Here is a 13,417-nt window from a genome sequence, read left to right as displayed (position 1 = left end):
GTGGGTCAGTTGGAGAACCGGTGCGTGCCGGAGGCCGCGGCGAAGACGGCGCAGCCGTCCTCCATCCGCAGGAACTCCGTCTCACCGTTGGTCACTTGGGAGCGCTTGTCGGCGGGGATCCATACCTCCGCCGTCGTGTTGGCGGGCAGGGTCAGCGTGAGACGGAAGCCTTCCGAGTCCGTCTTCCAGTGGGTGGTGACCGGGCCGTAGAGCGCGTCGAAGCTGCCCTGCGCCTCGGTGACGCCGCCGCCGGGGCGCGGGCGGACGAGGATCTTGCGGAAGCCCGGGTCGGCCGGGGCGATGCCCGCGATGTTCGCGTACATCCACTCGCCCACCGAGCCATAGGCGTAGTGGTTGAAGGAGTTCATTCCGGCGTCCTGGAAGCTGCCGTCCGGCTTGATGGAGTCCCAGCGCTCCCACATCGTCGTGGCGCCCTTGTCGATCTGGTAGCCCCAACTGGGGAAGGACCGCTGGACGAGGAGGCGGTAGGCGACGTCCGTGTGGCCGGTGGCAGTAAGTACTGGCAGCAGGCGCGGAGTGCCGAGGAAGCCGGTCGACAGGTGCCATTCCTTGGATTTGATGAGCTCCACCAGACGGGCGGCCGCCGGTGCGCGGTCGCTGTCGGCGAGCAGGTCCATGGAGAGGGCCAGGACGTACGCGGTCTGCGTGTCGCCCTTCACCCGGCCGCCGTCGCTCACGTACGCCGCACGGAAGGCGTCCCGGACGCCGCCGAACAGCTTCTTGTACGGGGCCGGGTCCTTGCCCAGCGCTTCGGCGGCACGCGCGACCAGGTCTGCGCTGTGCGCGAAGTAGGCGGTCCCGATGACGTCCTTGGGCGTCTCGTCCTGGATGTTGAGCCAGTCTCCGTAGCCCTCGGCGGGGCGCAGGTATCCGCTGCTGTGCTTCTCCAGGTAGTCGAGCCACTTCAGCATCGAGGACCAGGACTGCTCCAGGACGCGGGTGTCCCCGTACGCCTGGTACAGCGCCCAGGGGACGGTCACTCCGGCGTCGCCCCAGCCGGCCACGCCCTTGCCGACCGTGCCGACGAACGGGGCCACGTCGGTGAAGGCGCCGTCGTCGGCCTGGCTGTCGCGCAGGTCGTCGAGCCACTTCGTGAGGAAGCGGGCCGACTCCATCGTGTAGGCGGCGGTCGGCGCGAAGACGTTGATGTCGCCGGTCCAGCCGAGCCGCTCGTCGCGCGCGGGAGTGTCGGTGGGGATGGACAGGAAGTTGCCGCGCTGGCCCCATGTGATGTTGCTGTGCAGCTGGTTGAGCATGGGGACGTTGGTCTTGAAGTCCATCGTGAACGGCGCCGAGGTGTGGATCACCCGGCCCGTCACCGCGTCGAGCGGCGGCTTGCCCGGATAGCCCGTCACCTCCACGTAGCGGAAGCCGTGGAAGGTGAACCGCGGCTCGTACGTCTCCTTGCCGCCGCCCTTGAGCGTGTACGTGTCCGTGGCGCCCGCGGTCCGCAGATTGGTGGTGTAGATCGTGCCGTCGGGGTTGAGGACCTCCGCGTGGCGCAGCCGCACCTTCGTACCGGCCTCCCCGGAGACACTCAGGCGGACCGCCCCGACCATGTTCTGACCGAGGTCGAAGACGAAGACGCCCGGTTTCGGCTCACTCATCTTCTGGGCGGAGATCTCGCTCTCCACGCGCGTGTGCGCGTCGACCTGGGCCACGACGGCGGCCTTGACCTTGTCGACGGCATCGGCCGCGACCCACTTGGAATCGTCGAAGCCGGTGCGCGTCCAGCCCGCGGTCTCAAGGCGGGCGTCGTAGTCCTCGCCCGACAGGAGGTCGGCGGCGGTCACCGGGCCCGTGGCGGCACGCCAGTCGGTCCCCGACAGGACGCGGTCGGTCGATCCGTCGGTGTACGTGACCTCCAACTGCCCGAGGAACGCCGGACGGTCACCGTACTGATGCGGACCGAACATGCCGACGTTCCCCGCGTACCAGCCGGCCGCGACCGTCACACCGAGCGCGTTGGCACCCGACTTGAGCTGCTTGGTCACGTCGTACGTCTGGTACTGGACCCGCTTGTTGTAGTCGGTCCAGCCGGGCGCCAGGCGGTCGTCGCCGACGCGCTCGCCGTTCAGCCAGGCGTCGTAGAGGCCGAGGGCCGTGGAGTAGAGCCGGGCCCGCGCGACCTTCTTGCCCGCCCTGAGGCGGAACTCGTGGCGCAGCTGGGCGGCGGGGGAGTGGTTGACGGCCACTTTGCCCCAGGGGCCCGAACCCCAGGGCGCGAGGACCTTGGCCGCCGACCACGAGCCGTCGTCGTACCCCGTCGACTGCCAGTCGCCCGATGGCTCCTTGTCGGTGGTCTTCCACGAGCCGTCGGTGCCCAGGACGCGCACTCCGTCGGCGGTCGTCAGTTCGAGCATGCCAAGCAGGCCGGCCGGTCCCGTGGTGGCGTTCGTGGCGGAGACGGCGATGGCCGCGGCGCCGGGGCGCAGCTGGGCGGTCACGTCCACGACCACCGGGCGGCGCCAGTTGTCGGCGGCGCTGTCGGCCTCCGTGTGTGCGACGCGTGTGCCGTCGGCGTACGCCGTGAAGCCGTCATCGGCGGTCATGACAAGGCGAGCGCGAGTGACCCCTTCGGGGATGTCGAAGTGGCCGCGGAACCAGCGGGTGGCCGCCGGGGCACTGGTCGCGGGGTCACCCTCGGGGAACCAGATCCACGAGGCGTCTTTCAGGCTGGGCGCGCCGATGAGGGAGGCCGGTGCGCCGATCCAGCGCGCCGACCAGTCCGATGCCTTGGAGAGCCCGGTCTCCCACCAGGAGGGCTCGCTCCACTCGGAGGCCTTGCCCGCGGCGTCCCAGGCCCGGACCGTCCAGTGGTAGCGCGTACGGGACTTGAGGCCGGGGCCCGCGTAGGGGACAAGGACCGAGTCGCTCGACGTGACCTTGCCGCTGTCCCAGACGTCGGGCTTGGAAAGGCGGTCCGGGGTGGTGGCCACGCGTATCTGGTAGGCCGACTGTGCCTGGCCCTCCTTGGCGGACGCCAGCGGCCAACTCAGCCTCGGGCGCGGCACGTCGAGGCCGAGCGGGTGCCTCACGTACTCCACGGTCGGTCTGGTGACGCGAAGGGCCCGGCCCGCCGCGGTGGGGGCGGCGTGGGCCGCGGGAACGGCCCCGGCGGCCATCGCCGTTCCCAGGGCGGCCGTGGCGGTGGTGCTGAGCAGTCGTCTTCTGCTGATCACAATTCGGCTCCGTAACGACTCGACGATGAATCGTTTCACGAGAGGCGAAGCTAGGGAGGGCGATGGCTGATGTCAAGAGCCCCTGAACGCTTCGACCTTGGCGCATCGAGAGCGGAGAGGTTTTTCAAGTCGCGACCATTGACGCGGCAGTTGGCGCGGGTTTAGCTTCCCTGAAAATTGATTGAAACCTTTCACCCGGGGTGTCCGGTGGGTGACTCCCGATGACGCCCGACCGCTGATTCCCGCGGCCAGAAGCCGCATGCCCTTCGTTACCGATCGGTGCTACCTATGAGAGAGCCCCCCGTCCTTGCCGTGCAGGGCCTGAGCAAGTCCTTCGGGGCCGTGCGCGCCCTGCACGACGTCTCCTTGGAGTTGTACGCCGGTGAGGCGCACGCCCTCGCGGGCGAGAACGGCGCAGGGAAATCCACCCTCATCAAGACCCTTGCCGGGGTCCACCGGCCGGACACGGGAGAGCTGTCGCTCGACGGTTCCCCGGTCGCCTTCCACGGCCCCGGCGACGCCCGGGACGCGGGCGTCGCCGTCATCTATCAGGAGCCGACGCTCTTCCCCGACCTCTCCGTCGCGGAGAACATCTTCATGGGGCGCCAGCCCCGGCGCTCTTTTGGCCGCGTCGACCACAAGGCCGTGCACGCCGCTGCCGGCGCGCTCTTCAAGCGCCTGGCCGTGGACCTCGACCCCGAACAGCCCGCACGCGGGCTCTCCATCGCCGACCAGCAGATCGTCGAGATCGCCAAGGCGCTCTCCTTCGACGCCCGGGTCCTGATCATGGACGAGCCGACCGCCGCCCTCACCGGCAGCGAAGTGGCCCGCCTCTTCGGCGTCGTACGCACCCTGCGCGAACAGGGCGCCGCGGTCCTGTTCATCTCGCACCGCCTGGAGGAGATCTTCGAGCTGTGCCAGCGCGTCACCACCCTGCGGGACGGCGCCCTGATCGCGAGCGAGCCCCTCGAAGGACTGACCGAGGACGATCTCGTACGCCGCATGGTGGGCCGCGACCTCGACGAGCTCTACCCGAAGCAGGACACGCGCGTGGGCGAGGTCGCGCTCAGCGTCCGCCGGCTGACCCGCGAAGGCGTCTTCGCCGATGTCTCGTTCGATGTACGGCGCGGGGAGATCGTCGGGCTCGCCGGTCTCGTCGGAGCCGGCCGCAGCGAGGTCGCGCGGGCCGTGTTCGGCGTCGACCGGTGGGACGCGGGCACGGTCGAGGTGCAGGGGCGTGAGCTGGTCAACGGCGCTCCGAGCACCGCCATGGCGGCCGGACTCGCGCTCGTCCCCGAGGACCGGCGTGCCCAGGGCCTGGTGATGGACATGTCCATCGAGCGCAACATCGGGCTCACCGGACTGCGTACGACGGTACGCGCGGGCCTCATGGACCGTCGCGCCGAGCGCAGCCGCTCGCTCGACTGGGCCGTGCGACTTCAGGTGAAGTACGCGCGGATCGCCGACGCCGTCGGCACCCTGTCCGGCGGCAACCAGCAGAAGGTCGTTCTCGCCAAGTGGCTTGCCACCCGGCCCCAGGTGCTCATCGTCGACGAACCGACCCGCGGCATCGACGTCGGCACCAAGGCCGAAGTACACCGTTTGCTTTCCGAACTCGCTGCTGACGGCGTCGCCGTCCTGATGATCTCCTCCGACCTGCCCGAGATCCTCGGCATGGCCGACCGGGTCCTCGTCATGCACGAAGGGCGGCTCACCGCCGAGATCCCGCGCGCGCGGGCGACCGAGGAGTCCGTGATGGCCGCCGCCACCGGGAGGACGGCATGAGTGTGACCACCCAGAGCCCCGCGCCCGCCGTCGACCCGGAGAAGGCCGGGGCCACCCGCCTGGTCGACCGTGTCTTCAAGATGCGCGAACTCGCCATCCTCCTGGTCTTCCTGGTGATGATCGGCATCACTCAGGCGGGCAACAGCGAGTTCCTGTCCGAGCAGGGCATCAAGGACCTGCTCCTGAACGCGACGATCCTCGTCCTCGTCGCCACCGGACAGGCCCTTGTCGTCATCACCCGCAACGTCGACCTGTCGGTGGGCTCGACGCTCGGGATCAGCGCCTTCGCCGCCGGCAACTACCTCCAGGGCGGTGGAAACCCGACGGTCGCGATCCTCCTGGCCGTCGCTCTAGGCGTCGGCTGCGGCCTGCTCAACGGGGCGCTCGTCAGCCTCGGCCAGGTGCCCGCCCTCGTCGTGACGCTCGGCACGCTCTACGTCATCCGGGGCGTCGACTCCATCTGGGTCGGCTCGCGCCAGATCACCGCGTCCGATCTGCCGGACGGATTCGTCGACTTCGGGTCGGGCGGGATCTCGGCCGTGCCGTATCTGGCACTGATCGCGCTCTTCGTGCTGATCGCCGTCGCCTACTACCTACGGCACTTCGGCGCCGGCCGCGAGTTCTACGCCCTCGGCTCCAACCCCGAGGCCGCGCGCCTGGCCGGCATCCCGGTGCGCAAGCGGATCCTCGCCGCGTACACCGCGTGCGGGGCGCTCGCGGGGCTCGCGGGCGCGCTCTACCTGGCCCGCTTCGGCAACGTCGACTCCGCCACCGGCAACGGCTACGAACTCACCGTCGTCAGCGCCGTGGTGGTCGGCGGCGTCGTCTTCACCGGTGGCTCCGGCAGCGTCTACGGAGCGGCACTCGGCGCGCTGCTCCTGACCTCCATCAACAGCGTCCTTCCGGCGCTCGGCGTCAGCTCCGTGTGGGTGCTCGCCATCAACGGCGTACTGCTCGTCCTGGCCATCGCCGTCGATCGCGTCGTCGCCCTGCGCGTCGCCAAGGCCCTGACGAAGAGGGCCGCATCGAACAGAAGGGCTGGCCGCCATGGCTGACTCCAACCGGCTTGACGTCACGCGCGCCGTCCGCTGGGACACCGTTGTCGGCGCCCTCCTTGTCGTACTCCTGCTGATGTCGTTCTCCTTTGTCGACGGTTTCGGGAACGCCCTCAACCTGTCGTTCCTCATCGGCAACACGCTGCCCATCGCGCTGATAGCCCTCCCGATGACGCTTCTCGTGGTCTCCGGAGAGATCGATCTCTCGGTGGCCTCCACGGCGGGGCTCTCCGGAGCGGTGATGGGCGCCCTGTGGAACGCGGGCATGGCCATCGAGACGATCATTCCGCTCGTCCTGCTCATCGGCGTCGTCTGCGGGCTCGTCAACGGTCTCCTTGTGACCCGGCTCGGGCTGCCCTCGCTCGCCGTGACCATCGGCACCATGGCCGCCTACCGGGGCATCGCGCAGATCGTCCTCGGCTCGGACGCCGTCACCGACTTCCCCTCCCAGTACCAGGACTTCGCGGCCGGGCGCATCGGTGACACCTTCCTGCCGTACGCCTTCCTGCCCTTCCTGGCGCTGCTCGCGATCGCCGTCGTCGTCCTGCACGCCACGCCCTTCGGGCGCTCGCTCTTCGCGATCGGCGCCAACGAGGAGGCCGCACGGTTCGCCGGTGTCCGCGTCAAGCGGCACAAGCTGTGGCTCTTCGTCTTCACGGGCCTCATGGCCTCGCTCACGGGCGTCTTCTGGGCCCTGCACTACGCCAGCGCCCGCTACGACAACGCCACCGGACTCGAACTGTCCGTCGTGGCCGCCGTCCTGCTCGGCGGCATCGACTTCGACGGCGGCAAGGGGACCCTCGGCGGCGCCATCGCCGGTGTCTTCCTGCTCGGCGGGCTGCAGAACGCCATGAGCCTGCTCAACGTCTCCGCACAGTCGCAGATCGTCGTCACCGGCGTGCTCCTTGTGGTGTCCGTGCTCGGGCCCCGCGTGGCCCGGCAGATCGCCGTCGCCAGAGCGGGCCGCCGCGCCACCGCCCCCGCCCGCTGACCCCACGTACCTCCGCAAGCCCGAAGTCCGAAAGGGACCAACGATGCTCTCTGCCCGCCGCTCCGCCACGCTGCGCCGCACCTGCGCCGCCCTCGCCGCCGCCACCTCGCTCGCCCTCGCCGCCACCGCCTGCGGGGGCACCACCAAGGAGTCATCGAAGAACGACGACGCGGGCAAGGCCTCCAACGCCAAGGCCGACCCGGACGCGGCCACCAAGAAGGGCCTCACCGTCGCGTTCCTCCCCAAGCAGGTCAACAATCCGTACTTCACCGTCGCCGACAAGGGCGGCGAGAAGGCGCTCAAGGAGCTCGGGTCCAGCTACAAGGAGACAGGTCCCAACAGCGCCACCGACACCAGCGGCCAGGTCAGCTACGTCAACACGCTCACCCAGCAGCAGGTCGACGCCATGGCCGTCTCCGCGCAGGACCCGGGCGCCCTGTGCACCGCCCTCAAGCAGGCCATGAAGAACGGCATCAAGGTCGTCACCTACGACTCGGACACCAACGCCGGATGCCGTGACGTGTTCGTATCGCAGTCCAGTGCCGAGGCGCTCGGCCGCACGCAGGTGGAGCTGCTCGGCGAACAGCTCGGCTACAAGGGCGACATCGCGATCCTCTCCGCCGCCCAGACCGCGACGAACCAGAACACCTGGATCGGCTTCATGAAGGACGAGCTGAAGAAGCCCAAGTACAAGAACATGAAGCTGGTGAAGACCGCCTACGGGAACGACGACGCCCAGCAGTCCTTCCAGCAGACCCAGGGCCTCCTCCAGGAGCACCCGAAGCTGGCGGGGATCATCTCGCCCACGACGGTCGGCATCAAGGCGGCGGCACAGTACCTTTCGGGATCGAAGTACAAGGGCAAGGTGAAGCTCACCGGCCTCGGTACTCCCAACGACATGCGCCAGTACGTGAAGAACGGCACCGTCGAGGGCTTCGAACTGTGGGACCCGGCCAAGCTCGGCGCACTCGCCGCGCACACCGCCGTGGCTCTGAAGTCAGGCCGGATCACCGGCAAGAAGGGCGAGAAGTTCGAGGCCGGTGACCTCGGCAGTTTCACCATCGGTGACAAGGGAGTCGTCGATCTCGGCGAACCGACCGTCTTCGACAAGAAGAACATCGACCAGTACAAATTCTGAGGGGATCGCACGCTGCGGTGCACGAGGCACCGCACGAGCAACAGAACAAGGGGACGCATGGTCGGCATCAAAGACGTGGCGAAGCACGCCGGCGTGTCGGTGGGCACCGTGTCGAATGTGATCAACCGCCCGGACGTGGTCTCCGAAGAGACCCGCCACCGGGTGCAGTCCGTGATCGAGCGGCTCGGCTACGTCCGCAGCGAGTCCGCGCGGCAGCTGCGTGCCGGACAGAGCCGCATCATGGCGCTGCTCGTGCTCGACATGGGTAACCCCTTCTTCGTGGACGTCGCGCGCGGTGCCGAGCGCACCGCGCGCGACGCCGGGCTCCGCGTCATGATGTGCAACAGCGGACAGAGCCCCTCCGAAGAGGCCGAATACCTGGCACTCTTCGCCGAACAGCGGGTACGGGGCGTCCTGCTGACCCCGGCGGACGCGACGGGCCGCAACATCGAGGCGTTCCGCAGGCACGCCATCCCGTTCGTCCTCGTCGACCGTGTCGCCGAAGGCGCCACCGAGTGCTCCGTCTCCGTGGACGACGTCCTCGGCGGGGCGCTCGCGGTGCGTCATCTCGTGGACACCGGGCATCGCAGCATCGCGTACGTGAGCGGCCCGCCCGGCCTCAACCAGGTCAAGGACCGCAGGCAGGGAGCGCTGCAGGCACTCGCGGAGGCGGGGCTTCCGGCGTCGGCGCTGCGGGAGCTGCCCACCGAACGCCTCGACGTGGCCGCGGGACGCGACGCGGGCGCCCGCGTCCTGGGCCTCGCCGACCGGCCGACGGCCGTCTTCTGCGCCAACGACCTGCTCGCCCTCGGCGTGCTCCAGGCCATGTACGCGGCCGGGGTGAGCGTTCCCGAGGACATCGCCATCGTCGGCTACGACGACATCGAGTTCGCCGCGGCTGCCGTCGTCCCGCTCACCTCGGTACGCCAGCCCGCCGTCACGATGGGCGCCATGGCCGCGGAACTCCTCCTGGAGGAGACCGAGGGGGACGCCGCCCCGGAGGAGCACGAGCACCGGCGTGTGGTGCTCCAGCCGGAGCTCGTGGTGCGGCGCTCCAGCCTGGTGCCCCGCTGACAGGGCCCGGCGCGGCGGTGTGCTGAACTGGGGCGAAGTCTCCGTTCCCTCACGCCAGCCTCCGTCCCCGCACACCGCCGAAGGAGCCTCCTTGCCCGCCACCGCCCCCTACCGTCAGCCCGGCGTAGTCCTCACCGACCACCGCTTCTCCGTGCCCCTGGACCACGAGGACCCGGCGGGGGAGCGGATCGAGGTCTTCGCCCGCGAGGTGGTGGCGGGCGCGCACGCGGGGGCGGACCTGCCGTGGCTGGTGTATCTGCAGGGCGGCCCCGGGTGCGGGGCCAACCGGTTCGTGGGCAAGGAGGCCTGGCTCGGCAGAGCCCTGCAAGACTTCAGGGTGCTGCTCCTCGACCAGCGCGGAACGGGCAGTTCCACCCCTGCCACGCGCCAGACGCTCCCGCTGCGCGGCGGCCCCCGCGAACAGGCCGACTACCTCGCGCACTTCCGCGCAGACTCCATCGTCCGGGACTGCGAGCTGATCCGCCGCGAGCTGACCGGCGGCGCCCCCTGGACCGTCCTCGGCCAGAGCTTCGGCGGCTTCTGCGCGACGCACTACCTGTCAGCGGCGCCCGAAGGCCTGCGCACCGCGCTCATCACCGGCGGCCTGCCCACGCTGGACGGCCACGCGGACGACGTCTACCGCGCCGCCTACCCCCGCATGGAGCGCAAGAGCGCCGCCCACTACGCCCGCTACCCCCAGGACGTCGAGCGAGCCCGCCGTATCGCGGCCCACCTCGCCGAGCACGAGCCCGTCCTGAACGGCGGCTACCGGCTCACCGTCGAGGCGTTCCAGTCCCTCGGCATGCTGCTCGGCACGGGCGAGGGCAGCCACCGCCTCCACTACCTCCTCGAAGACGCCTTCGTACGGACGCCGTCGGGGCATGAGCTCTCCGACGCGTTCCAGGAAGACGTACAGGCTGTCCTCTCGCTCAGGAGCCAGCCTCTCTTCGCGGTCCTGCACGAGAGCATCTACGGGCAGGGCGAGCGGCCGAGCGACTGGTCGGCGGAGCGGCTGCGGGGTGAGTTCCCGCAGTTCGACGCGGGCAAGGCGCTCGACGGTGACGCCCCGCTGCTGTTCACCGGGGAGGCCGTACAGCGCTGGCAGTTCGACTGCGACCCGGCGCTGCGTCCACTGCGCGAGACCGCCGAACTGCTCGCCGCGCGCACGGGTTGGCCGCCCCTGTACGACACGGCACGCCTCGCCGCGAACGAGGTCCCGGCCGCCGCGGCCATCTACCACGACGACATGTACGTCGACACCGCCCACTCCCTGCGCACCGCACGCTCCATCCGCGGCCTGCGCACCTGGGTCACCGATGAGTTCGAGCACGATGGACTGCGGGTGGGCGCGCCGCGCGTACTCGACCGGCTCCTCGCCCTGACCAGGGGCGAAGTCTGAACCGGCCGGTTCCCTGCGGTCCGCGAAGCTAGGCTGCGGGCATGACAGAGCCGTTGAACGACCAGCTCATCCCCATGCCCGATGACTGGCGGCGCGCCCTCGCCGTCGTCGCCCACCCCGACGATCTGGAGTACGGCTGTTCGGCCGCGATCGCCGGCTGGACGGACGGCGGACGCGAGGTCGCCTATCTCCTCGCCAGCCGCGGCGAGGCGGGCATCGACACCCTCGATCCCGCCACATGCGGGCCGCTGCGCGAGCGGGAGCAGCGGGCCAGCGCGGCCGTCGTCGGTGTGTCGGCCGTGGAGTTCCTCGACCACAAGGACGGCGTGATCGAGTACGGGACGGCGCTGCGCCGCGACATCGCCGCCGCGGTCCGCAGGCACCGGCCCGAGCTCGTCATCACGCTCAACTACCGCGACACCTGGGGCGGCGTCGCCTGGAACACCCCGGACCACGTGGCTGTCGGCCGTGCCACCCTCGACGCCGTCGGGGACGCGGGCAACCGGTGGATCTTCCCCGAGCTGATCGAGGAGGACGGCCTCGAGCCCTGGGACGGTGTGCGCTGGGTGGCCGTCGCCGGTTCGTCGTCGCCCACGCACGCGGTGGACGCGACGGCAGGACTTGAGCGCTCCGTGCTCTCGCTCCTCGAACACCGCACCTACATCGAGGTGTTGACGGACGAGGACCCCGACAAGTACTGCCGTGAGTTCCTCACCGGCAACGCCCAGCGGGTGGCGCCGCGCTTCGGCGGGAAGCCCGCGGTGGCCTTCGAGGTCTTCAGCCGCTGAGCGACCGCCGCTACGCTGACGTGCCGCCGCATTCCTGACGGCACGTCAGAAACGTAGGCAGGAGCTGGTGCTTGATGATCGACACCATCGGCACGGACATCCCGGAGGGCACGGAGCGGCTGCGCCTCGACATCGAGGACGGGATCGGCGTCCTCACCCTCTGCCACGCGCGCAAGCTCAACGCGTGGAGCTGGGAGTCCACCCGCCAGCTCGGCATCTTCGCCGACCGGATCCGCTTCGACGACTCGATCAGGGCGGTGCTGCTGCGCGCGGAAGGGCGGGCCTTCTGCGCCGGGATCGACGTCACCGCCACCAACGGCGGTGCGATCGGCGGCCGTTCGGGGGCCGAGCGCACCCGCAACTACTGCGAGGGGCTGCGCTGGGTCCATGAACGCTTCCGCGCCTTCGCCCGCCTTCCGCAGCCCGTGATCGCCGCCGTGCAGGGGTACTGCCTCGGGTTCGGCTTCGAGCTCGCGCTGATGGCGGACGTACGGATCGCGTCCCACGACGCGGTGTTCGCGCTGCCCGAGGCGCAGATCGGTGTCGCGGTCGACGCGGGCGGTGATCTGCGCATCGCGCGCGACGCGGGCGCGGGCTGGGCCAAGCTGCTCTCGCTCACAGGGCGCCGCATCGACGCCGCCACGGCCGAGCGGCTGCGGCTCGTCCAACTCGTCGTACCGAGGGATGAGTTGACCAAGTCGGCCCGCGAGGTCGCCGCGGAGATCGCGGCGAACGCCCCGCTCGCAGTCCAGGGCATCAAGCGGGGCATCGACGCCTACGCGGACGCGGGCATGGACGCCGCCCTCGACCGGGTGGCGATGAACGCGGCGATCACGCTGACGTCGGAGGACTCGCGTGCCGGGTACGCGGCGAAGGGGGAGCGGCGGGCGGCCACGTTCGAGGGGAAGTAGGCCGCACCGCCGCGGCTTTGGGAGGCGCCACAGGACGTGGCGCTACCGCGCGAAGGGCTCGCGCCCCAGCTGCTCGCGCACCGTCACCACCTCCGGGCTGACCAGGCCCCGGCGCTGCCAGTTCGCGCCGTCGACCACCAGGGTGTGCCCGGTGATGAAGCGGGCGTAGGGCGAGGCGAGGAAGGTCGCCGCCCAGCCCAGCTCGCGTGGGGTGCCGACGCGGAGGGCGGGCTGGCGTGAGTCCAACTCCCGCGAGCCGGAGCGCGGTTCGCGTTCGTCCATGGGCGCCGCCGCCCGGTCGAGATTGCCGCGGATGTCGGCGGTCATGTCCTCGTGCGGCATCAGCCCCGGCACCAGGCCGTTGACCTGGATCCCGTACGGACCCCACTCCACCGCCAGCGTCTCGACGAGGCTCTTCACGCCTGCCTTGGCCGCCGCGCTGTGCGCGAAGCCGGGGCCACCCGTCCACGCGTACGACGCCCCGATGTTGATGACCGAACCGGGAGTGCCCGCAGTGAGGTGGCGGCGGCCGAACTCGCGCGTCATGAAGAACGTGCCGGTCAGCGTGATATCCACGACCGAGCGCCATGCGTTCGGTGACATGTCCTCGGCGGGCACGGGGAAGTTCGCCGCCGCGTTGTTGACCAGGACACCCGGCAGGCCGAACGCCGCCTGGGCCGCGTCGAAGACCTCGGCGACGCGCTCCGGGTCCCGGATGTCGCACGGCACGGCCGCCACCCGCCCGCCGAGGCCCGCGAGCTCGTCCCGTGCCGATTTCAGCCGCTCCTCCTTGCGGCTCGCGATCACCAGATCCGCGCCGAGCCGCGCGAACTCCGCGGCGATCGCCTTGCCGAGGCCGCTGCCGCCGCCGGTCACGAGGACGACCGTCCCGTCGTACGTCCCGCCGGGCAGCGCGCTCGTGCCGGGCGGGGCGGGGGCCGGGAGGCCGCGCGGCGGTTGCGTCCGGTCGTTCTCGCTCTCGTTATCGGCGTCCGTCATGGCCGCATCGATATCGCGTAACGCTTCAAAGCTCCATGCCCGTAGGCAACCTCATGCCGACGCTCCTCCGTCCG

At 70.3% G+C, this 13,417-nt stretch carries 10 protein-coding genes; 8 read left to right on the top strand and 2 right to left on the bottom strand.

Features of this window, described 5'->3' with window-relative positions; all coding sequences use genetic code 11:
* Positions 1–5: 5 nt before the first annotated feature.
* Entirely contained in the window at positions 6–3,203 is a 3,198-nt protein-coding gene (locus ACGFX9_RS09450; RefSeq protein WP_393467255.1) for an alpha-L-rhamnosidase, read from the bottom strand.
* 288 nt (positions 3,204–3,491) lie between these two features.
* Between ACGFX9_RS09450 and ACGFX9_RS09445 the strand changes: the two genes are divergently transcribed.
* The 8 genes from ACGFX9_RS09445 to ACGFX9_RS09410 all read left to right on the top strand — a co-directional run bounded on the left by ACGFX9_RS09445 (position 3,492) and on the right by ACGFX9_RS09410 (position 12,344).
* Positions 3,492–4,988: a sugar ABC transporter ATP-binding protein gene (locus tag ACGFX9_RS09445; RefSeq protein WP_393467252.1), complete on the top strand. Its 1,497-nt coding sequence runs from the start codon at positions 3,492–3,494 to the stop codon at positions 4,986–4,988.
* Positions 4,985–6,043 (top strand): ABC transporter permease, encoded by a 1,059-nt coding sequence (locus ACGFX9_RS09440; protein WP_393467249.1) that lies wholly within the window; start codon positions 4,985–4,987, stop codon positions 6,041–6,043. The genes ACGFX9_RS09445 and ACGFX9_RS09440 overlap by 4 nt, the downstream gene beginning before the upstream one ends.
* Positions 6,036–7,034 (top strand): ABC transporter permease, encoded by a 999-nt coding sequence (locus ACGFX9_RS09435; RefSeq protein WP_393467245.1) that lies wholly within the window; start codon positions 6,036–6,038, stop codon positions 7,032–7,034. The genes ACGFX9_RS09440 and ACGFX9_RS09435 overlap by 8 nt, the downstream gene beginning before the upstream one ends.
* A 43-nt stretch (positions 7,035–7,077) precedes the next feature.
* Positions 7,078–8,172, top strand: a complete 1,095-nt coding sequence (gene rhaS, locus ACGFX9_RS09430) for a rhamnose ABC transporter substrate-binding protein (RefSeq protein ID WP_393467241.1) — start codon at positions 7,078–7,080, stop codon at positions 8,170–8,172.
* A 57-nt stretch (positions 8,173–8,229) separates the two neighbouring features.
* Entirely contained in the window at positions 8,230–9,246 is a 1,017-nt protein-coding gene (locus ACGFX9_RS09425; RefSeq protein ID WP_393467238.1) for a LacI family DNA-binding transcriptional regulator, read from the top strand.
* A gap of 91 nt (positions 9,247–9,337) precedes the next feature.
* Positions 9,338–10,645 (top strand): alpha/beta fold hydrolase, encoded by a 1,308-nt coding sequence (locus ACGFX9_RS09420; protein ID WP_393467235.1) that lies wholly within the window; start codon positions 9,338–9,340, stop codon positions 10,643–10,645.
* A 41-nt stretch (positions 10,646–10,686) separates the two neighbouring features.
* Complete coding sequence (locus ACGFX9_RS09415) at positions 10,687–11,433, top strand: PIG-L deacetylase family protein (RefSeq protein ID WP_393467233.1); 747 nt, start codon at positions 10,687–10,689, stop codon at positions 11,431–11,433.
* Between the two features lie 74 nt (positions 11,434–11,507).
* Positions 11,508–12,344, top strand: a complete 837-nt coding sequence (locus tag ACGFX9_RS09410) for an enoyl-CoA hydratase/isomerase family protein (protein ID WP_393467230.1) — start codon at positions 11,508–11,510, stop codon at positions 12,342–12,344.
* A gap of 42 nt (positions 12,345–12,386) precedes the next feature.
* Here ACGFX9_RS09410 and ACGFX9_RS09405 read toward each other — a convergent pair whose 3' ends face one another.
* Entirely contained in the window at positions 12,387–13,343 is a 957-nt protein-coding gene (locus tag ACGFX9_RS09405; RefSeq protein ID WP_393467227.1) for an SDR family oxidoreductase, read from the bottom strand.
* Positions 13,344–13,417: the final 74 nt, after the last annotated feature.

The sequence above is a fragment of the Streptomyces sp. NPDC048436 genome, from assembly GCF_043200355.1.
Lineage (GTDB): Bacteria > Actinomycetota > Actinomycetes > Streptomycetales > Streptomycetaceae > Streptomyces.
Note: the sequence above shows the minus strand (reverse complement) of the source record. Positions and strands in the feature narration are given on the sequence as shown.